Below are 20,145 nucleotides of genomic sequence, written 5' to 3'. Positions count from 1 at the left end.
GCGCCTGTACCCACAGGCGCATGACTCCCATGACTCCACCCCTTCCGCGTAGACCCCGCTGGCGCAGCCTCGCCTTGTTGGCGTTGTGCCTGGCACCGCTGCTGTGGCCGCTGGAGCACCTGGCCGAGCGCTATTACCGCAGCGAGTTGGCCGGGCAGAACCGCCAGACCCTCGACCTGTACGTGGCCAACCTGCTCGGGACCCTGCACCGCTATGAGGTGCTGCCGCAGATCCTTGGCGACTTGCCGGCTTTGCGCACCGCGCTGGATGCGCCTGGGGTGAGCACCAACCTGGTCAACGCCAACCTGCTGCTCAAGGACGTCGCCGCCCAGGCCGGGGTGGAGGTGATGTACCTGATGGACACCACCGGCAAGACACTGGCTGCATCCAACTGGGATAAACAGGACAGCTTCGTCGGGCGTAATTTCTCGTTCCGGCCGTATTTCAGCGAAGCCATGGCCGGGCGCCTGGGGCGGTTCTTCGGCTTAGGCACCACCTCCGCCAAGCGCGGTTACTTCTTTGCCGCCGCCGTGCGCGATGGCGATACGATCATCGGCGTGCTGGTGGTCAAGGTCGACCTGGACCACACCGAAAGCCTGTGGGGTAACACCCCGGAGCAACTGCTGGTCACCGACCATAACGGTGTGGTGATCCTGACGTCGCGCCCACAATGGCGATTCCGCGCCACCCGGCCGCTGACCGCCGAAGAACGCCGGGCCATCATCGCCATCCAGCCCTACCCGACCCGCGACCCGCAACCACTGAGCCTGAGCAACACCGCCTGGTTGCGCCAATCCACAGCCATCGCCGAGACCGGCTGGAACGTGGAAATCCTCGCACCACGCTCGCTGATCAGCCGTCCGGTGCGCACGGTGGTGGCAGTCGGCGGCGCGACGCTGCTGGTGTTGATGCTGCTGCTGGGCTTGATGATGCAACGTCGCCGCCATTACCTGGAACGCATTGCGTTCGAAGCCAAGGCCCGTCGCGAGCTGGAAGCGCGAGTGGTCGAGCGGACCAGTGACCTCGAAGGCCTCAACCGGCGCCTGAAGCAGGAAGTGCTGGAGCGCGAACACGCGCAGCAGGAACTGGTGCGTGCCCAGGATGACCTGGTGCAGGCGGGCAAATTGTCGGCGCTGGGCACCATGTCGGCAAGCATCAGCCATGAACTCAACCAGCCCCTGGCGGCGATTCGCAGCTATGCAGAGAACGCTGAAATCCTGCTCGACCATGAGCGCACCACGGATGCGCGGGGCAACCTCAAGCTGATCAGCGAACTGACCGGGCGCATGGCCTCGATCATCGCCCACCTGCGCGCCTTTGCCCGTCGCGACCGCCATGCGCCCGAGAGCGTCGCCCTGCAACCGGCGCTGGACGATGCCCTGGCGCTGCTGGCCAAGCGGCGGCGGTCGATGGAGGTGGAACTGGTCCGTGACTTGCCCGAAGCCACCCTCTGGGTACAGGCGGGCGAAACCCGTTTGCGCCAGGTTCTGGGCAACCTGCTGGCCAACGCCCTCGACGCCCTCACCGAAAAAGGTCCGCCGCGCAAACTGTGGCTGAGTGCCGAAACCACCGATCAGGGCGTCAACCTGTACATTCGCGACAACGGCCCGGGCTTTTGCATGGAAGCCCTGGGCCGCGCCAGCGAGCCGTTCTACACCACCAAGACGCGCACCCAGGGCCTGGGGTTGGGGCTGGCGATCTGCGACACTCTGATGCGTGCCTTTGGCGGCGAACTGCTGTTTGCCAACCACAAGGAAGGCGGTGCGCTGTTAACCTTGAAATTGCGTGCCGGTGCGCCGGGCGTCAGTCTGCAACCGTCCGAGGACCGCAGTGTATGAGTATCGATAACCAGATTCAGGTGGTGTTGATCGACGATGATCCACACCTGCGTCAGGCGCTGTGCCAGACCCTGGACCTGGCCGGGCTGAACGTCCTGACCCTGGGCGAAGCCACCGGCCTCACTGCGCGCCTGTCGCGGGACTGGCCGGGCGTGGTGGTCAGCGACATCCGCATGCCCGGCATGGACGGCCTGGAGCTGCTCGCCGAGCTGCACGGCCAGGACCCGGAGTTGCCGGTGCTGCTGATCACCGGCCACGGCGATGTGCCGCTGGCGGTGCAGGCCATGCGTGCCGGGGCCTATGACTTCCTGGAAAAACCTTTCGCCAGCGACGCCCTGCTCGACAGTGTGCGCCGCGCCCTGGCCCTGCGCCGCCTGGTGCTGGACAACCGCAGCCTGCGCCTGGCCCTTAGCGACCGTCAGCAGTTGAGCACGCGACTGGTGGGCCACTCGCCGCAAATGCTGCGCCTGCGCGAGCAGATCGGCGCGCTGGCCGCGACCCGGGCTGACGTGCTGATCCTCGGCGAAACCGGCGCCGGCAAAGAGGTGGTCGCCCGCGCGCTGCACGATTTGTCGAGCCGCCGTAGCGGGCCTTTTGTGGCAATCAACGCCGGGGCACTGGCCGAGTCGGTCGTGGAGAGCGAACTGTTCGGCCATGAGCCGGGCGCCTTTACCGGCGCGCAGAAACGCCGTATCGGCAAGTTCGAATTCGCCAACGGCGGCACCTTGTTCCTCGATGAAATCGAAAGCATGAGCCTGGATGTTCAGGTCAAACTCTTGCGTCTGTTGCAGGAGCGCGTGGTGGAACGCCTGGGCGGCAATCAGCTGATCCCACTGGATATCCGCATCATCGCCGCCACCAAGGAAGACCTGCGCCAGTCCGCCGACCAGGGCCGCTTCCGTGCCGACCTGTATTACCGCCTCAACGTGGCGCCGCTGCGCATTCCACCCCTGCGCGAGCGCGGCGAAGATGCGTTGATGCTGTTCCAGCACTTCGCCGACGAAGCCAGCAGCCGCCACGGCCTGCCGCTGCATGAACTGCAACCGGGGCAGCGCGCGCTGTTATTGCGCCATAGCTGGCCGGGCAATGTGCGCGAATTGCAGAACGCGGCAGAGCGCTTTGCCCTGGGCCTGGAACTGGCGCTGGATAACACGCCGGACAATCCATCAGCTGGCACCCTGACCTCTACGCCCGGTGGCTTGAGCGAGCAAGTCGAGCAGTTCGAAAAAAGCCTGATTGCCGCCGAGCTGACCCGCCCCCACAGCTCCATGCGCAGCCTCGCGGAAGCCCTGGGCGTCCCGCGCAAGACCCTGCACGACAAGCTACGCAAGCATGGCCTGAACTTCGCCAACCAAAGCAGCGACGACGAATGACAGCCCCCACCCGCCAAGAGGCCCCCATGAGCCGCGACAGCCGTTACCTGGAATCCATCCTTCACCACGACATCCCCCTCACACGGGACATGGGCCTCAAGGTGCTCGACTGGACACAGGGGCAGTTGGAACTGCATCTGCCCTTGCAAGCCAACATCAATCACAAGAGCACCATGTTCGGCGGTAGCCTGTATTGCGGCGCGGTACTGGCGGGCTGGGGCTGGCTGCACTTGCAGTTGCGTGAAGAAGGGATTGAAGACGGGCATATCGTGATCCAGGAAGGCCAGATCAGTTACCCGTTGCCGGTTACGCGGGATGCGACGGTGGTGTGCCCGTCGCCGGAGGAAAAGGTGTGGAAGCGGTTTGTGGCGACGTACAAGCGCTATGGCCGCGCGCGGCTGACGCTGCAGACGTGGGTTGTGAATGAGGGCAGTGAAGCGCGAGCAGTCGTTTTCACCGGCCAATACGTCCTGCACCGCTAAAAGCTCCGGCACCGCCCACTGTAGGAGCGAGCTTGCTCGCGAAAAACCTGAGAGCGCCGCGATCAACCAGGGTCACTGCGTTATCGTTGACGATTTTCGCGAGCAAGCTCGCTCCTACACAAGGCGTCAGGAACGGGCGAGGGTCAGCAATCGCTCGCGCCATGCGGCTTTGGCCGGCAACGCTAAAAAGAACGGGTTCAACAACGATGCCCGCGCCGGGTAGCTGAACGGCTCACCGCTCAATTCCAGCACTTCCCCTCCTGCGCCTTCCAGCACACCCTGGGCCGCCGCCGTGTCCCACTGCGAGGTCGGCGCCAGGCGCGGATAGCAATCCGCACTGCCCTCGGCCAACAGGCAGAACTTCAGCGAGCTGCCGATATTCGCCAACTTCAACGCGCCCAGGCCTTCACTCAAGCCATCCAACAGACGCTCCTGCTCCGGGCTGGTATGCCGGCGACTCGCGACCACGGTAAACGACTCGCCCGCTGCTGGCGCCTCGCGCACTTGAATCTGCTTGGGTGCTTCATTCACATCGGAGCGCCAGGCGCCCAGGCCCGCACCCCCGAAGTAGCAACGCCCATTGGTGGGCATCGACACCACGCCAAACACCACGCGCCCTTGTTCGATCAACGCGATGTTCACGGTAAATTCTTCGCTGCCGGAGATAAACTCCTTGGTACCGTCCAACGGGTCCACCAGCCACCAGCGCTGCCAGCCGGCGCGCACGTTCTGGTCAATGTCGGCGTCTTCCTCGGACAGCACCGGAATGCTGGGGTCCAGTGCGGTCAGGCCCGCCAGGATCAAGTGATGGGCGGCCAAATCCGCTGCCGTCACCGGCGAATCATCGGCTTTGGAGGTGACGGCCACGTCGGCACGCCAGAACGGCAATATCACTTCACCAGCCTGACGAGCCAGTTCAATCACAGGGGCAATAAACGGGTGGCCTAAAAAAAGCTCGCTCATGCGGTAAACGCTCCACGCTGGGTCAACAGGTCTCGTACCAGGTACAGCGCGGCCAGGGCACGGCCTTCGCTGAATTGCTCGTTCTGCGCGAGCATCGACAGCTCGCGCAGATTGACCCGGTCCACACGCATCGGCTCAGGTTCATCGCCTTCCAGGCGCTCTTCATAAAGATCGGTGGCCAATACCACCTGGATTTTCTGGCTCATGTAGCCAGGCGACAGCGACAGTTCGGTGAGGTGTTCCAACTGACGTGCGCCGTAACCAGCCTCTTCCTTGAGTTCCCGGTCTGCCGCCGCCAATACGTCTTCGCCGGGTTCGATCAAGCCCTTGGGCAAGGACAATTCGTATTCGTCGGTGCCGCCGCAGTACTCTTCCACCAGCAACGCATGGTCTGCGTCGATCATTGCTACGATCATCACTGCGCCGTAACCGGCACCGCGACCCACCAGGCGCTCGTAGGTCCGCTCGACGCCATTGGAAAAGCGCAGTTGCACTTCCTCCACGCGGAACAAACGGCTACTGGCGACTATTTCGCGGGCGAGGACGGTGGGTTTCTGGCGCATAAGCGGCTCCTTGGCGTGATCGGGTTACTATACCGTGGCTTTTCCGATTGTCTGTGTCGGATATCTTTACTTACATGAGAACGCCCCATGCCCTCTTTGCCCTGGCACGCCATCGACACTGTCCTGCTGGACATGGACGGCACCCTGCTCGACCTGCATTACGACAACCACTTCTGGATGGAACACCTGCCCCAGCGATACGCCGAACTGCACGGGGTAAGCCGGGCGATGGCCGAGATGGAGCTGCAGCCGCTGTTCGAGCGTAACGCCGGACAGTTGCAATGGTATTGCCTGGATTTCTGGAGCGCAGAACTGAAGATCCCGGTGCGCGAACTCAAACTGGAAACCGCCCACCTCATCGCCCTGCGCCCGGATGCCGACACCTTCCTGGCGGCAATCAAACAGGCCGGCAAGCGTGTGATTCTGATCACCAACGCTCATCGTGATTCGCTGTCATTGAAGTTGGAACGCATTGAACTGGCGCCGCATTTCGAACGGTTGATCAGCTCCCACGATTACGGTTTCGCCAAGGAACACCCGCAGTTCTGGGACGCCCTGCAAGCCGACCTCCGCTTCGACCCGGCCCGCACCCTGTTTATCGACGATACCCTGCCCATCCTGCGCAGTGCCCAGGCATTTGGCGTGGGGCATTTGCTGGCGGTGAAAGAACCGGATAGCAAGAAGGGGCCTAAAGACACCGCAGAATTCGCGGCAGTCGGGGATTACAGAGAACTCATCGCCGGACTCTGAACGCCAAGTGGGAGAAGATCTCTGTGGGAGCCGGGCTTGCCCGCGATGCAGGCACCGCGGTGTTTAGCTCAAACCGAGGCGATGCTATCGCGGGCAAGCCCGGCTCCCACACAAACCCGCGCCCACATTGACGCCTTCGTATTACTTGGGAATACGCAGCGTCTGGCCTGGATAGATCTTGTCCGGATGGGACAAAAGCGGCTTGTTCGCCTCAAAAATCTTGTTATACAGATTAGCGTTACCGTACACCGAGAGAGAAATAGCGCTCAGCGTGTCACCCTTTTTCACGACGACAAAAGTCGCAGCCTCGACAGCCGGCCCCGTTACAGTGATCTGATCATCCACACTGGCCACACCGGCAATATTGCCCAGCGCCAGCAAAATCTTCTCTTTCTCCTCCTGAGTGGCGACTTCACCGGTCACGGTCACCTTGTCGCCATCCACTGTGGTCTGCACGTTCGGATTACCCAGACCCACCTTGGACACGTGATCTTTCAACTGCTCACTGGCGTTCGCATTACCCGGCGTCAACAGGTCGACAATCTTTTCGCCGGCTTCCTTGATAAAGCTGAAAATACTCATAGTGCGCTCTCCTTGGTTTTTGATTTCCAGATGCCCAAGACTAGACCAGTCCTGTGGATTTGGGTTCCGACCCGGCCAAAGATCCAAACGCGCTAGAATCCCCCCGCCATTGGAATAAGACCTGGAGCGAAGATGGACATCAAACAGCTGAAATTCCTCATCGCCCTCGACGATACCCGTCACTTCGGCCAAGCGGCGGCGCGTTGCCACATTACCCAACCGACCCTGTCGATGCGCTTGCGTAACCTTGAGGAGGAGCTTGATCTGCCACTGGTCAATCGCGGCCAGCGCTTCGAAGGCTTTACCGCACCCGGTGAGCGGGTGCTGGCGTGGGCACGCACAGTGCTGGCGGCGTATGACGGCCTGCAGGCCGAAGCCGCGGCTTGTCGCGGCAACCTGGTGGGGACGTTGCGCCTGGGCGTGGTGCCGCTGTCGAGTTTCGATCCCTTGGCATTAATGCAGCAGTTGCATAAAGAACACCCAAGCCTGCGCTTTGAGCTCTCGGCGCTCAGCTCGGAGCAGATCCTTGAACAACTGGCGAGTAACCGGCTGGACCTGGGCGTGTCTTACCTGGAACGGCTGGATAACGAACGCTTCGACTCACTGGCCTTGGGCGAAACCCGCATGGGCCTGCTCTACGACCAGCGCTTCTTCTCTTTCGGCGACACGCCGTTGAGCTGGGAAGCGTTGATCAAGCTGCCGCTGGGCATGCTCACCAGTGGCATGCACTTTCGCCAGTCCATCGATCACAACTTCCACAGCCGTGGGCTCATCCCGCAACCGTTGTTACAGACCGATGCCGTCCATCAGTTGCTACAAGCGGTACACGGCGGACTGTGTTGCGCGGTAATGCCGCTGGATGGGGGCCTGGATGCACTCACCGAGCACTTGCGCCTGCAACCGATCGAAGACGCCCATACCCTCGCGCGCCTGGGGCTGATCATGCGTCGCAGCGCCCCGCGTTCAGCACTGGCCGAGGCGTGTTTCGCGCTGTATCAGAAATCGCAAATCCAATCTTGATCGACGTCATCTATCGGTAGATCAATACTGGCAATTAGACGCGACGCTTTGTCGCGCCTAGTCTAACCACTGATCAATCCGCCGGTGGTACTGCCCCATGAACGCCAAGCGTCCTGTCTGCGCGGCGCCCGCTCTCGAAACGCCAGCGCCCGTCGCCAGCCACAGCTACCAGTATTGCAATCTCGAACACACTGAATCTGCCAGCACAGCCTTGGCGGAAGAAGTGGCGTTGGCGATCGCCTACAACGACATCAGCCAAGCGGTGATGTTGGTGACGCCGACGGACCTGGAAGACTTCATTGTTGGCTTCAGCATCGGTAGCGGCATTATCGCCGACGTTAGCGACATTTATGACCTGAAACTCAGCGGCTCGGGCTCTGCCCAATATGCTCAGGTGCAAATCTCCAGCCGCGCCTTCTGGAACCTCAAGCAGCAGCGCCGCCAGTTAGCCGGCACCAGTGGCTGTGGCTTGTGCGGCGTGGAAGCCGTTGAGCAGGCCCTGCCAGACCTTCAGGTATTGCCCGGTGCGCCCTTGCCGCCCGCCGAGTGGTTCGATGGCCTGCGCCAACGCATCAGTGCCTTTCAACCCCTGGGCCAATACAGCGGCGCTGTGCATGCGGCGCTGTTCATGAACGGCCAGGGCGAATTGCTGATGGGCCGCGAAGATATCGGCCGACACAACGCGCTGGACAAGTTGATCGGCGCGTTGATCCGCCAAAAAATTCCGACCGAAGGCGGCCTGGCGATTGTGACAAGTCGTTGCAGCCTGGAGTTGATCCAGAAAGTCCTGCGCGCTGGCATCCAGACGCTGGTCAGCCTGTCGTCGCCCACCGGCCTGGCCCTGCAATGGGCCCGCCGGCATAACCTCAATCTCATCCACCTGCCGCAGAAAAGTGCGCCGCGGGTCTACAGCCCTGCGATGGAGAACCAGCCATGAGCCAGCACCACCAAGCCGACCAAACCCCGACCCCGCGCTACAAGCCCTACAAGGGCCCGGCCGGCGGCTGGGGCGCACTGATCAGCGTGGCGCAGGCCTGGCTGACCAGCGACAACGCGCTGAAAAACCTGCGCATGATGCTCAAGACCAACCAGAACGGCGGCTTTGACTGCCCGGGCTGCGCCTGGGGTGACTCGCCGGAAAGCGGCATGGTCAAGTTCTGCGAAAACGGCGCCAAGGCGGTCAACTGGGAAGCCACCAAACGCCGCGTGGATGGTGCATTCTTCGCCAAGCACAGCGTCACCGCCTTGCTGGAGCAGAGCGACTACTGGCTGGAATATCAGGGCCGCCTGACCGAGCCGATGCGCTACGACGCCGAAACCGACCGCTACAAGCCCATCAGTTGGGAGGCAGCCTTCGACCTGGTCGGCAAACATCTCAACGCCCTGCCCAGCCCGGACATGGCCGAGTTCTACACATCGGGCCGTGCCAGCAACGAAGCAGCGTACTTGTACCAGCTGTTCGTGCGCGCCTACGGCACCAACAACTTCCCGGACTGCTCGAACATGTGCCACGAAGCCAGCGGCGTTGCCCTGGCGCAAAGCGTGGGCGTCGGCAAAGGCACCGTGACCTTTGATGACTTCGAACACGCCGATGCGATTTTCGTCTGGGGCCAGAACCCCGGCACCAACCACCCGCGCATGCTCGAACCGTTGCGTGAAGCGGTCAAGCGTGGCGCCCAGGTGGTGTGCATCAACCCGCTGAAAGAGCGCGGCCTGGAGCGCTTCCAGCACCCGCAACACCCGCTGGAAATGCTCACCAACGGCGACAAACCGACCAACACCGCCTACTTCCGCCCGGCGCTGGGTGGCGACATGGCGATCCTGCGCGGCATGGCCAAGTTCCTGCTGCTGTGGGAACGCCAGGCCCAGGCCGAAGGCAAAGAGGCCGTGTTCGATCACGACTTCCTCAACGAACACACCACCAACGTGCTGGATTACCTGGGCAAGATCGACGACACCTCTTGGGAAGAAATCGTCGAGCAGTCCGGTTTGACCCTGGTCGAGATCGAGCAAGCGGCGCGCATGTACGCCAAAGGCAAGAACGTGATCATGTGCTGGGCGATGGGCATCACCCAGCACCGCCACTCGGTGCCGACCATCCAGGAAATCGCCAACCTGATGCTGCTGCGCGGCAACATCGGCCGCCCAGGCGCCGGCTTGTGCCCAGTGCGTGGCCACAGCAACGTACAGGGCGACCGCACCATGGGCATCAACGAACGTCCGCCCGTAGCGTTTCTTGACGCCCTGGAGCGCCGCTTCCAGTTCCAGGTGCCACGTGTCAACGGCCACAACGTGGTCGAAGCGATTCACGCCATGCTCGAAGGCCGCGCTAAAGTATTTATCGGCCTGGGCGGCAACTTCGCCCAAGCCACGCCGGACAGCCCGCGCACCTTCGAAGCACTGCGCAATTGCGACCTGACGGTGCAGATCAGCACCAAACTCAACCGCAGCCACCTGATGCACGGCAAAGACGCGCTGATCCTGCCGTGCCTGGGCCGTACCGACATCGACATCCAGGCCGAAGGCCCGCAAGCGGTGACGGTGGAAGACTCGTTCAGCATGGTCCACGGTTCCAACGGCCAGTTGCAGCCGCTGTCGAAGCTGATGAAATCCGAGCCGGCTATCCTGGCCGGTATCGCTGCCGCCACCCTGGGCACTAAGCCAGTGGATTGGAACTGGCTGGTGGCCGACTACAGCCGCATCCGCGACCTGATCGCCGACACCATCCCCGGCTTCAAGGATTTCAACGAGAAGATCAAGCATCCGGGCGGCTTCTACCTGGGCAACTCCGCCGGTGCACGCCGCTGGAACACGCCATCGGGTCGCGCCAGCTTCCGCCCGAACATCCTGCCCAAGGACTTGATCCACGAACGCACCCACGCGACGGGCAAGGTGCCGGACCTGATCATGCAATCGATGCGCTCCCACGATCAGTACAACACCACCATCTATGGCCTGGACGACCGCTACCGTGGGGTCAAGGGTCAGCGTGACGTGCTGTTCGTCAACGAAGCCGACATCATCCGCCTAGGTTTCAAGCCGGGGCAGAAGGCCGACATCGTGTCGCTGTGGGAAGACGGTCGCGAGCGCCGCGTGAAGGGCTTTACCTTGCTGGCGTTTGATATTCCGGCTGGGCAGGCTGCAGCCTACTACCCGGAAGTGAACCCGCTGGTGCCGCTGGAAAGCACGGGGGATGGCAGCCATACGCCGACGTCGAAGTTCGTGGCGATCCGCTTGGAAGCGGCGAGCGACAATGGGCTGATCATGGCGCGCTCTGCATAAATCTCCGGGCACAAAAAAGGCCGCTTTTGCATAAAAAGCGGCCTTTCCGAAGTAGTTAAAGACTCACTAAATCGACTTAAGTTCCCTAGCCAAAACAGTAACTTAGAGAATTGTGTACAACTCGTGTTACTGGTCGGATTTCTATTGTCACCTTCTCGATACAGCCTCAGGATCGCGCCGTCATCCTCTTGAGGTCTCCCCTAATGAAGTTCTCCTCGATTCTCTTGTTGTCCCTTGGCCTGGTCAGTGGCGCAGCCATGGCCGGTGGCACCACCGAAGCCGGTGTGGGCGGCGCATTGGGCGGGGTTCTAGGCTCGGTTGTCGGCCAGCAGATCGGCGGCAACACCGGCTCGACCATCGGCGCCGCCCTGGGCGGCGCAGGCGGCAGCGCGGTGGGTGCGGACAAACGCAGCCGTGGTGAAGCAGCCATTGGCGGCGCTCTGGGCGCGGCGGGCGGCAACGTGGTAGGCCGCAGTGTCGGCGGCAGCACCGGTGCACTGATCGGTTCAGCGGCCGGCGGTGGTGCAGGTGGCGCGCTGGGTAACTACATGGGCAACAAGAGCGATGACGATGATCGTCGTTCGCGTGGCCGTGATGGTCGTCGTTACGACCGTGATGACCATCCGGGCCGCGGCCATGCCTATGGTCATCGCAAGAACAAGCATCACTACCGTCACCGGTAAGGGCTGAGGGTGTAGGCGTTCGCGCCTACACCACTAACCGCTGCAACGCCTCGCGCAACATCCCCGGAATCGTCACCGGCTGGTTCGAACCCCGATCCACAAACACATGCACGAAGCGCCCCGCCGCACAGGCCTCGTCTTCGCCAGCCTTGAACACTGCCAATTCGTACTGCACTGAACTATTACCCAGTTTGCCCACCCGCAAGCCGATTTCAATGCGTTCGGGAAAGGCGATCGACGCGAAATAATCACACGCCGAACTCACCACGAATCCCACCACCTCACCGTCATGAATATCCAGACCACCTTGCTCGATCAGGTAGGTATTCACCGCCGTGTCGAAGAAACTGTAGTAGGTCACGTTGTTCACATGACCATACACATCGTTGTCGTGCCAGCGCGTAATGATCGGCTGGAAGTGCAGGTAATCGGCGCGTTGAGGCACTGAGTCGGGCATCGGTTCATCTCGCTAAAGTGAATTACAGGTCATTCAAATGGGCCTGGGCCCACTCGCGCACCTCGGCATACGGATAATCTTCCAGCGCAGCAAAGCCCGGAATGCCTCGCGCCTTCAACTTGGTAAACAACGGCACACTGATGCCGCCGAGGAAACGCGTCAGGCGTTCCGCCCCAGGCAAATGGCCGGTGTGCTCATGATGCCTGTGGATAAAATCACCGCACAGCCCCATGAAGTCTTTATCCACAAGCGCTGGCAAACCGGGCGGTGGCGCAAGGTGCGCAACATGGCCGTGGCACACCGAGCAATGCCCACAACGTTGGGGCGCGTTTTCATCGCCAAAATACTGTGCCAGGCGTTGGCCCAGGCAGCGTTCTGTGGCGAACAGATCCAACATGGCGTGAATCCGCGCGACTTCGCCCACCTCATGCTGCTTGAAGCCTGTGTATAACTGTTTGCTCAATACATCAGCGTCAAAATCGGCATCAAGCAGACTGTAAACCTCAGTCATCTGCTTGCTCTCAAGCTCGATCAGGCCTTGCTCCTGGAAGTAATCCAGCGCCTTCACCACTCGACCGCGCTCGGCATTGTGCTGTTGATAAAGCGCGTCGAAATCCACCGTCGCCCAGGTTTTCGCCCGCTTGCACACGTCGATGATCGCCGCGACAAACTGCTGCCGCTCACCGGAGAAGCGCGCGAGCAAAGCCTCAGGTTCAACCAAGTACTTGAAGCGGTACTCGGCATAAAAAGCGTAGCGCGGCGCAATGACGCCCTTGAGTTCCAATTGCACCAACAGCGTCTTCAACGGCAGCTCGCGGATGTTGCTGTGGTCCGACAGGGATCGGAGCAAAAACTCCCACTGCCCATCGGCCCGAGCAGCCTGCAACTCTTCCAGCACCCGCCGAATGCCCTCCTGCTCCGGCGTATCGCCATACACAAAGTTTTCCAGCACGTTGAGGCTGTCGCGGTTGGCCAGCACCAGGCAATCGGAAGGTTGCCCATCACGCCCCGCGCGGCCGATTTCCTGGCTGTAGTTCTCGATGGATTTGGGCAGGTCGAAGTGCAACACATTGCGGATGTCACTCTTGTCGATGCCCATGCCGAACGCGATGGTGGCGACGATGCAATGGGAGCGCCCACTCATGAAGCGCTGCTGGATACCCTCGCGTTTATCGTGAGGCAAACCCGCGTGATAGGCCTCGGCCTGGATGCCGTTGCGGTTCAGGTGCTCGGCAATCTGCTCGGCGGTTTTCTGCAACGTGACGTAGACGATGCTCGGCTGGCCGGCACGCTCGCTCATCCACTGCACCAGCCGACGACGCTTGTCCGCACCACTGACCGGCTCCACCAACAGGTTGAGATTGGGCCGGTAGAAGCCCGTGGTAACCACATCGCCCGGAGCAATGGCGAACTTAGCCTGCATGTCGGCAATCACCTTGGGCGTCGCTGTAGCCGTCAACAACAGCGCTTGTGGGATATTGAACTGACGCTGGTAGTCCGGCAGTTTCAAATAATCCGGACGGAAGTTGTGGCCCCACTCGGAAATACAGTGCGCCTCGTCCACCACCAACAGCGAGATCTGCACGCTTTGCAGGAAGTTACGAAATCGCTCGTTCTTCAAACGCTCCACGGAAATCATCAGGATCTTCAACTCGCCCGAACGCGCGCGGGCCATCACATCATTGGCGTCCTCGCGGCTTTGCGCCGAATCGATACTGCCCGCCGAGATACCGTGGCGCTGCAAGAAACCCAGTTGGTCCTGCATCAGCGCCAGCAGCGGCGACACCACCAGCGTCAGGTGCGGCAGCAACACCGCCGACAGCTGATAGCACAGGGACTTGCCTGACCCCGTAGGAAAAATGGCCGCAGCCGAACGGCCGGCCAGTACGGCGCTGACCGTTTCTTCCTGGCCCAGACGAAACTGTGAAAAACCGAAGACCTGCTGGAGGGTGTCGTGCATAAGCTGTCACTCCATTGACCGCTGAGTAGGCTCAAAAACATAGCCTGGGAATCTCAGCGAATCGAGAAAGGTCGCAAGGAAAAAAGAGACAGGATGATACACAGGGTGCAGCAATGGCCTTGGGCCAAATTCGACAAGTTCGACTGTGGCTGTAGGAACACCACAAACCAAATGTGGGAGGGGGCTTACCCCCGATTGCGATGGATCAGACACACATATCTGACTGATCCAACGCTATCGTGAGCACCCCCCCTCCCACATTTCAGAACTGCACTACAGCTGAATCAGCGATTCTGCACCCGCTCAATCGCCGTGTCATACACCGGGTTGGCCTTCTGTTCCTTGGCCAACTGGTAGTGACGCAACGCATCCGGGAACTGCCCCGCCGCTTCGTAGATCCGCGCAATGTTGTAATAAGCACCTGCACGCACGGTGGCAGCATTGGCGCCGGTGGCAAGGGCGATAGCCTTGCGGTTAGCCCAGATCGACTCGGCAGTGTTGCCGGCTTTCTGATACGCCAGGCCGAGGTTGCCGTAGGCTTTGCCAAAGCCATTGTCCAGTTCGATGGCCTGGCGGAACAGGTCGATCGCCTCGTCCAACTTGCCCGCCTGGTAGGCCGCTTCACCCTGCAGGTTCAGGCGCTTCGCATCGGTTTGTACGGAAGAGCTGACGGTGACCGCGGTGACCGCCACGCTGTCATCCAGCAGCGGTTTGACTTCGTTCAGAACATTCGCGGCATTCACTGTCACGCCACTGAAGGTGTTGATGTCCTGGAAGTCGCCGCTGCCGGTCATGCGGAACACCGTCCACAGGTTGCCGCTGCGGTTTTTAGGCACATAGTAGGTACGCACCAGCGATTGCCCCATGTACACGAACACCTTGGCTTCGCTGTCGGACAACTGGCGCGAGCCTGGGTTGCCGCCATTGCTGTAGTCGTGCACGGCATAAACGTAGCTTTCGCCGTAATGTTTTTTCTGCAGGGTGATGGTTTCCGGGCCGTAGCTGTCGGTGTCATCCACATCCAAATCGGCGTCGGTACCCTTCTGGTTCTCGAAATAGATGTTATTGCCGGGGAAAATCATGTGGGAGTCGAGGTCACTCGGCGTCTTGCCCCACGTCAGCACCACACGCAGGCCGTCGAGGTTCTCCATCACCGGGCTGATAGCGTAGGTCATGCCTTTGCACGGGCATTTCACCACGAGGTTGGAATAGCCGGGCTTCTTGATGATCAGCAGGCTTGAGGCGTCGTCAGCGGCTTCGCTGTTCAGCGTGACCTGACCCTGGCCGTTGGTGCGGCCCACCACGTTCTGCGCGCCGTTACGTTGCAGCAACACTTCGGCGTCGGCAATTTTCTGGTCCTTGACCACCGCACTGAGTACTTCAATCGGCAATTGCTCGGCCTGGACCGAAAACGCCACCGCACACAATGACATCGCCGAGGCGACACGCAGCAAACCCATGCTTAACTCCCTTTAAGTAGTGGGCGGAATCGCCCTACAAGATTTTGCGGTGAAACATACGCTGAAATCAGGCGACTGGCAGACTTTTTGTACAGAATGTGACGTGGTTTTTATCCCGCCTGCCCACTGAAGCATTGCGCTACAATCAAGCCTTGCTAACCAGGAGTACGCTGCCATGAGCGAACCGACGTTTGAGCAAAAACAGGATCACTATCACAAGATCCGCCGTTCCAATTACCTGGCCAGCCTGCGCCTGGAAGGGTTCGACACCCAACCGGCCGACGTCGACAAACCCTTGCCGACCCGCGAAGCCGTTCTTGCCAAGTACCGCAACAGCCCACGCTGATGCTCGACAAATACGGGGTGGGCCAGGATCCGTACTGCTATTCCGGTAGCAGCGTCCTGCGCAACCGCCTCGATTTGCTCGACGAAGCCCGCTTGCATCAAGCCGAGCGGGAATTATCCGAAATTGCCGTAGGCAACCTCCCTCTCTTCCCGCCACCCTACGACCTCGACCGTCTGCAACATATCCACCGCACCCTGTTCGGCGACCTCTACGACTGGGCCGGCGAACTGCGCAGCGTCAACATCCAGAAGGGCGACACGCTGTTCTGCACCCCGGAACGCATCCCACCGGAAGCGGCGAAGGTCATCCGGCGCATGCAAGAGTCGCACTGGTATGTCGGTGTGAGTCAGGCTGAGCTGGTAACGCGCATTGCCGAAGCCTACGGCGACCTCAACGTCATCCACCCCTTCCGCGAAGGCAACGGCCGGGCGCAGCGGATCTTGTTCGAGCAGATCATCGTGAATGCAGGGTTTTCGGTGAATTGGTGGCTGGTGAAACACGCCGCGTGGATACCGGCGAATATTGACGCGGTGGGGTGTGATTATCGGGGGTTGGAGGCGATTTTTGAGCGGTGTATCAGCAGGCCTGCCAGCGCCTGATCGAACCACGAACGATTAAACCATCTGTTTATTGCCCGAGCGCACAGTCCGCCGCCCACCAACGCATCCGCGCTGCCACTGACTTACTGGAAACCTTCTCCTGCCTGACCTTCGAACACTCGGACCTCAAAGACATCTCCCACATCACCAACGATGACGCGGTAAGCCAAAAGAAACGCGACGTCATTGACGTTTTTCGCGAGCAAGCTCGCGCCTAAAACTGACCCGCTTGCCTGTTAAATCACTGCCAAGCCACAAACGCCGGAAACGCCTGTAGGAAACCTCCAAAAAAAGCGACATCCCCTTCCCAAACTGCTCCAAACGCCCGCTTGCCCCTCTACAGAAGTTACCCGTAGCTGAATGAAAATAGCGCGGTTTCAACTTTCTCGGCAGAAACCTGTGAACATCGAAAGGACTCAACACATCGGCCCGGCAAGCTTCGTAGATATCACGCTGGAGACATCATCATCGATCTGGATGCCAGTGTGAGAGGAGGCATAGGGCCTCGGCGGTCAACACTCTCAATGCATGTCTACTCGGACGAGTCTTAGTGACATGGCCCTTTACCTTCAATCCGCTTCCTTTCTCATTATCTATTTGGTGCTGCACCACCAAATCACAGACCCAATACTCAGAAAGCACTTCGCAGTCACATGTCTTACAACAGGCCTTATTTTGACGTTCCTACTACCCTATGTAGCGGTGATCCTCAGAATGCCCCTCCTGCCTGTCTTTGTATTCCTGATAGGCTTGGCGCTCTTCATCACTCGAAACAAATACCGCCGCCAACGCAACCAGCCCCTTCATCCACTCCTGCGCGCACCCACCATGAACCTCGCCCCCAACTTTCCCGAAGACTCCGTCATGCAACAACTCCTGCAGCTGCTGCACGAAGAAATCGGCCTGCCGAAACACAAGACGATCCGCCTGCAAACCTCAATCAACTTCGACCTCGGCTGCGACGGCAGTGAGGCCAAGCAACTGATGGATGCACTGGAGCAGGAATTTGCGCTCGACCTGGGCGACTTCGACACTTATCGTTACTTCAACCCGCCGGGGTTCGACGTGTTTCTCAAGCGTCGCGCCAAGGGGCGCGGCGAAAAAGTGCCGCTGACCATCGGCATGCTCTACCTGGCCATCAAGACCCACAAATGGGACACGCAGACGCTGGAAAACCTGAGCTGAAACACAAGGACCTTACATGGACGTCACGATGGGCCTGCTGGCCGCCCTGCTCTGGGGCGGCACCGATTTTCTCGTGGGTCTCAATGCCCGAGCCGTGGGCGTTAAACGCGCGGTGTATTTCGGCCAAGCCCTGGGCTTCCTGATCATGACCCTGTTACTGGTCATTCTCCCAAGCCTCCTGTTCAAATCCCTGGAAGCTGCGCTGAGCGTCTGGCTCCTGGGCATCGCCGCCGCCCTGCTCACTGTCTCCGGCGCCCTGGCGCTGTCCAAGGCCTTCGCCCTCGGCAAAGCAGCCATTGTCGCGCCGCTCGTGACGTCCTACGGCGTGGTGACCACCTTGCTGTCCTGGGCCAGCGGTGAGCACATCAGCCTGACGCAACTGGGTTGCATCGCCTTGTGCGTGATCGGCGTGATCCTCTCCAGCCTGCACAAGGACAATGGTGTTCCCCACAACAACCCACGCCTGTCCATCGCCTACGCCATGCTCGCCGCTTTGCTGTATGGCACCAGCTTCTGGCTGCAAGGCCGCTACACCCTGCCAGCGCTTGGGCCGATCACCATGCTCTGGCTCGGCTACCTGGTGGGGCTGTGCGTGCTGGTGATGATGGTGCTGAAGATCACAGACGGCCTGAAAATCCCACCGCTGAAAAACTGCGCGACGCTGACCGGGGCAAGCTTGATGAACCTGGGTGGGTTCTCGGCGTTTTCGTGGGGAGCGATGGCAGGTTCGGTGTCGGTGGTGACGGTGATCAGTACATTGTCGGGCGGGATCGCGGCGATTCTGGGGTTTGTGTTTTTCAAGGAGCGGTTGTCGGCGGTGCAAGTGTTGGGCGTTGTGCTGGTGCTGGTCGGCGCGGTGGTTTTGCACATCGTCGACTAAGTGTTCGCGCACAAAAAAGCCGCCTCAAGAGGCGGCTTTTTCACAACGCTCGAATCTTACAACTTAGGACCCGCAGCCTTGATCGCATCGCTCACTTCAAACTTCTTGAAGTTTTCGATGAACAGACCCGCCAGCGCCTTCGCCGCTTCGTCATACGCAGCCTTGTCAGCCCAGGTATTACGTGGGTTCAACAGGCCGGTCTCAACGCCTGGCACAGCCAGTGGCACGTCGAGGTTGATGGTGTCGAGGTGTTCGGTTTCTGCACCGATCAACGCACCGCTCTGGATCGCTGCGATGACGCCGCGAGTAGTCGGGATGTTGAAGCGCTTGCCGACGCCGTAGCCGCCGCCGGTCCAGCCGGTGTTGACCAGGTAGACCTTGGAGCCGAAGCCACGGATGCGCTTGATCAGCAGCTCAGCGTATTCGCCAGCCGGGCGCGGGAAGAACGGTGCGCCAAAGCAGGTGGAGAAGGTTGACTTGATACCACCGCCGGAACCCATTTCGGTCGAACCCACCAGTGCGGTGTAGCCGGAGAGGAAATGGTAGGCCGCTTGTTCTTCGCTGAGGATGGACACAGGTGGCAATACGCCGGTCAGGTCGCAGGTCAGGAAGATCACTGCGTTTGGCTCGCCGCCCAGGTTCTTCTCGGAACGCTTGGCAACGTGCTCCAGCGGGTAGGCGGCACGGCTGTTCTGGGTCAGGCTGACGTTGGTGTAGTCGGCGTGCTTGGCACCGTCGATCACCACGTTTTCCAGCACGGCGCCGTGCTTGATGGCTTTCCAGATGACGGGCTCGTTCTTCTCGGACAGGTCGATGCACTTGGCATAGCAACCGCCTTCGATGTTGAACACCACGCCTTCGCCCCAGCCGTGTTCGTCGTCACCGATCAGGTAACGGCTTTCGTCGGCGGACAGGGTGGTTTTACCGGTGCCCGACAGACCGAAGAACAGGGTCACGTCGCCTGCTTCGCCAATGTTGGCAGCGCAGTGCATCGGCAGCACGTCGGAAGCCGGCAGCAGGAAGTTCTGCACCGAGAACATGGCTTTTTTCATTTCACCGGCGTAACGCATGCCGGCGATCAGCACTTTCTTCTGGGCGAAGTTGAGGATCACGCAACCGTCGGAGTTGGTGCCGTCACGCTCAGGCACGCACTCGAAGTTGGCCACGTTAAGCACTTGCCACTCTTCACGACCGGCCGGGTTGTACTGGGCCGGGTTGATGAACAGGCAACGACCGAACAGGTTCTGCCAGGCAGTCTGGGTGGTCATTTTCACAGCCAGGTAGTGGTCTTCGGAAGCCCCTACGTGAACGTGGGAAACGAAGTGCTCTTGCGCGTTGTTGAACGCCTCGACGCGAGCCCACAGGGCATCGAACTTGTCGGCCGGGAACTTGCGGTTGATCGGGCCCCAGGCGATAGCGTCCTGGGTAGTAGGCTCTTCAACGATGAAACGGTCGACCGGCGAACGGCCAGTACGGTGACCGGTTTCGACGACCAGCGCGCCAGTATCGGCGAGCACGCCTTCACCACGCTGCAGGGCTTCTTTAACCAGATCGTCAACACTCAGATCGGTGTATACGGCGTTGTTGGCTTGCGTCATGAGGTTCCCCGTCGGCCTATGGCCGAGTGCTCCAAACGTTTTGTAGTAGAAAGTTGCGCACTACTACCGCGAAAAAAGTGGGCCGGATTATGCCAGAAAAGCCCAAAAAGAGTAGGGCCCTCCC

At 60.5% G+C, this 20,145-nt stretch carries 20 protein-coding genes; 13 read left to right on the top strand and 7 right to left on the bottom strand.

Features of this window, described 5'->3' with window-relative positions; translation table 11 throughout:
• Window positions 1-29 precede the first annotated feature (29 nt).
• From PF1751_RS01310 to PF1751_RS01300, 3 genes are read left to right on the top strand one after another with little or no spacing between them, the layout of a single operon-like run.
• Window positions 30-1,838, top strand: coding sequence for a sensor histidine kinase (locus PF1751_RS01310; RefSeq protein ID WP_021492341.1), 1,809 nt, complete (start codon window positions 30-32; stop codon window positions 1,836-1,838).
• Window positions 1,835-3,211: a sigma-54-dependent transcriptional regulator gene (locus PF1751_RS01305; RefSeq protein WP_010214047.1), complete on the top strand. Its 1,377-nt coding sequence runs from the start codon at window positions 1,835-1,837 to the stop codon at window positions 3,209-3,211. The genes PF1751_RS01310 and PF1751_RS01305 overlap by 4 nt, the downstream gene beginning before the upstream one ends.
• A 26-nt stretch (window positions 3,212-3,237) precedes the next feature.
• Window positions 3,238-3,693 (top strand): YiiD C-terminal domain-containing protein, encoded by a 456-nt coding sequence (locus PF1751_RS01300; protein WP_021492342.1) that lies wholly within the window; start codon window positions 3,238-3,240, stop codon window positions 3,691-3,693.
• Window positions 3,694-3,819: 126 nt separating this feature from the next.
• On the opposite strand, the gene cysQ is transcribed toward PF1751_RS01300, so the two are convergent.
• Together cysQ and nudE are read right to left on the bottom strand one after the other, a co-directional pair.
• Window positions 3,820-4,656, bottom strand: coding sequence for a 3'(2'),5'-bisphosphate nucleotidase CysQ (cysQ, locus tag PF1751_RS01295; protein WP_010214052.1), 837 nt, complete (start codon window positions 4,654-4,656; stop codon window positions 3,820-3,822).
• Window positions 4,653-5,219, bottom strand: a complete 567-nt coding sequence (gene nudE, locus PF1751_RS01290; RefSeq protein WP_010214054.1) for an ADP compounds hydrolase NudE — start codon at window positions 5,217-5,219, stop codon at window positions 4,653-4,655. Before nudE ends, cysQ begins: the two co-directional genes overlap by 4 nt.
• A gap of 87 nt (window positions 5,220-5,306) precedes the next feature.
• Here nudE and yrfG point away from each other — a divergent pair, with 87 nt between their 5' ends.
• Window positions 5,307-5,969, top strand: a complete 663-nt coding sequence (yrfG, locus tag PF1751_RS01285) for a GMP/IMP nucleotidase (protein ID WP_010214058.1) — start codon at window positions 5,307-5,309, stop codon at window positions 5,967-5,969.
• Between the two features lie 141 nt (window positions 5,970-6,110).
• Here yrfG and lysM read toward each other — a convergent pair whose 3' ends face one another.
• Window positions 6,111-6,551: a peptidoglycan-binding protein LysM gene (lysM, locus tag PF1751_RS01280; RefSeq protein ID WP_010214059.1), complete on the bottom strand. Its 441-nt coding sequence runs from the start codon at window positions 6,549-6,551 to the stop codon at window positions 6,111-6,113.
• 132 nt (window positions 6,552-6,683) lie between these two features.
• Between lysM and PF1751_RS01275 the strand changes: the two genes are divergently transcribed.
• The 4 genes from PF1751_RS01275 to PF1751_RS01260 all read left to right on the top strand — a co-directional run bounded on the left by PF1751_RS01275 (window position 6,684) and on the right by PF1751_RS01260 (window position 11,536).
• On the top strand, window positions 6,684-7,571 hold the full coding sequence (locus PF1751_RS01275; protein WP_038452531.1) for a LysR family transcriptional regulator: 888 nt from the start codon (window positions 6,684-6,686) through the stop codon (window positions 7,569-7,571).
• 97 nt (window positions 7,572-7,668) lie between these two features.
• A complete protein-coding gene (fdhD, locus tag PF1751_RS01270) occupies window positions 7,669-8,508 on the top strand; it encodes a formate dehydrogenase accessory sulfurtransferase FdhD (protein WP_044286470.1) in 840 nt (279 codons plus the stop codon).
• Window positions 8,505-10,853 carry an FdhF/YdeP family oxidoreductase gene (locus tag PF1751_RS01265; RefSeq protein ID WP_021492346.1) on the top strand — a complete coding sequence of 783 codons (2,349 nt, stop codon included), beginning with the start codon at window positions 8,505-8,507 and terminating at the stop codon, window positions 10,851-10,853. The genes fdhD and PF1751_RS01265 overlap by 4 nt, the downstream gene beginning before the upstream one ends.
• Window positions 10,854-11,056: 203 nt before the next feature.
• A complete protein-coding gene (locus tag PF1751_RS01260; RefSeq protein ID WP_010214066.1) occupies window positions 11,057-11,536 on the top strand; it encodes a glycine zipper domain-containing protein in 480 nt (159 codons plus the stop codon).
• 25 nt (window positions 11,537-11,561) lie between these two features.
• On the opposite strand, the gene PF1751_RS01255 is transcribed toward PF1751_RS01260, so the two are convergent.
• From PF1751_RS01255 to PF1751_RS01245, 3 genes are all read right to left on the bottom strand, one after another.
• Window positions 11,562-11,993, bottom strand: coding sequence for an acyl-CoA thioesterase (locus tag PF1751_RS01255; protein WP_010214067.1), 432 nt, complete (start codon window positions 11,991-11,993; stop codon window positions 11,562-11,564).
• 22 nt (window positions 11,994-12,015) lie between these two features.
• Complete coding sequence (locus PF1751_RS01250; RefSeq protein ID WP_021492347.1) at window positions 12,016-13,953, bottom strand: RecQ family ATP-dependent DNA helicase; 1,938 nt, start codon at window positions 13,951-13,953, stop codon at window positions 12,016-12,018.
• Between the two features lie 284 nt (window positions 13,954-14,237).
• A complete protein-coding gene (locus PF1751_RS01245) occupies window positions 14,238-15,413 on the bottom strand; it encodes a tetratricopeptide repeat protein (protein WP_044286469.1) in 1,176 nt (391 codons plus the stop codon).
• A gap of 175 nt (window positions 15,414-15,588) precedes the next feature.
• Between PF1751_RS01245 and PF1751_RS28130 the strand changes: the two genes are divergently transcribed.
• The 5 genes from PF1751_RS28130 (at window position 15,589) to PF1751_RS01225 (ending at window position 18,423) form a co-directional block, all read left to right on the top strand.
• Window positions 15,589-15,759 carry a YhfG family protein gene (locus PF1751_RS28130; RefSeq protein WP_010214072.1) on the top strand — a complete coding sequence of 57 codons (171 nt, stop codon included), beginning with the start codon at window positions 15,589-15,591 and terminating at the stop codon, window positions 15,757-15,759.
• Window positions 15,759-16,358 carry a putative adenosine monophosphate-protein transferase Fic gene (locus PF1751_RS01240; protein WP_021492348.1) on the top strand — a complete coding sequence of 200 codons (600 nt, stop codon included), beginning with the start codon at window positions 15,759-15,761 and terminating at the stop codon, window positions 16,356-16,358. The genes PF1751_RS28130 and PF1751_RS01240 overlap by 1 nt, the downstream gene beginning before the upstream one ends.
• On the top strand, window positions 16,331-16,576 hold the full coding sequence (locus tag PF1751_RS01235) for a hypothetical protein (RefSeq protein WP_021492349.1): 246 nt from the start codon (window positions 16,331-16,333) through the stop codon (window positions 16,574-16,576). The genes PF1751_RS01240 and PF1751_RS01235 overlap by 28 nt, the downstream gene beginning before the upstream one ends.
• 610 nt (window positions 16,577-17,186) lie before the next feature.
• Window positions 17,187-17,543 (top strand): DUF1493 family protein, encoded by a 357-nt coding sequence (locus PF1751_RS01230; protein ID WP_021492351.1) that lies wholly within the window; start codon window positions 17,187-17,189, stop codon window positions 17,541-17,543.
• A gap of 16 nt (window positions 17,544-17,559) precedes the next feature.
• On the top strand, window positions 17,560-18,423 hold the full coding sequence (locus PF1751_RS01225) for a DMT family transporter (protein WP_010214083.1): 864 nt from the start codon (window positions 17,560-17,562) through the stop codon (window positions 18,421-18,423).
• Window positions 18,424-18,479: 56 nt separating this feature from the next.
• Here PF1751_RS01225 and PF1751_RS01220 read toward each other — a convergent pair whose 3' ends face one another.
• Window positions 18,480-20,021 carry a phosphoenolpyruvate carboxykinase gene (locus tag PF1751_RS01220; RefSeq protein WP_021492352.1) on the bottom strand — a complete coding sequence of 514 codons (1,542 nt, stop codon included), beginning with the start codon at window positions 20,019-20,021 and terminating at the stop codon, window positions 18,480-18,482.
• Window positions 20,022-20,145: the final 124 nt, after the last annotated feature.

It is taken from the genome of Pseudomonas simiae (assembly GCF_000934565.1).
Taxonomy (GTDB): domain Bacteria; phylum Pseudomonadota; class Gammaproteobacteria; order Pseudomonadales; family Pseudomonadaceae; genus Aquipseudomonas; species Aquipseudomonas simiae.
This window is presented reverse-complemented; position numbering and strand designations above follow the sequence as displayed.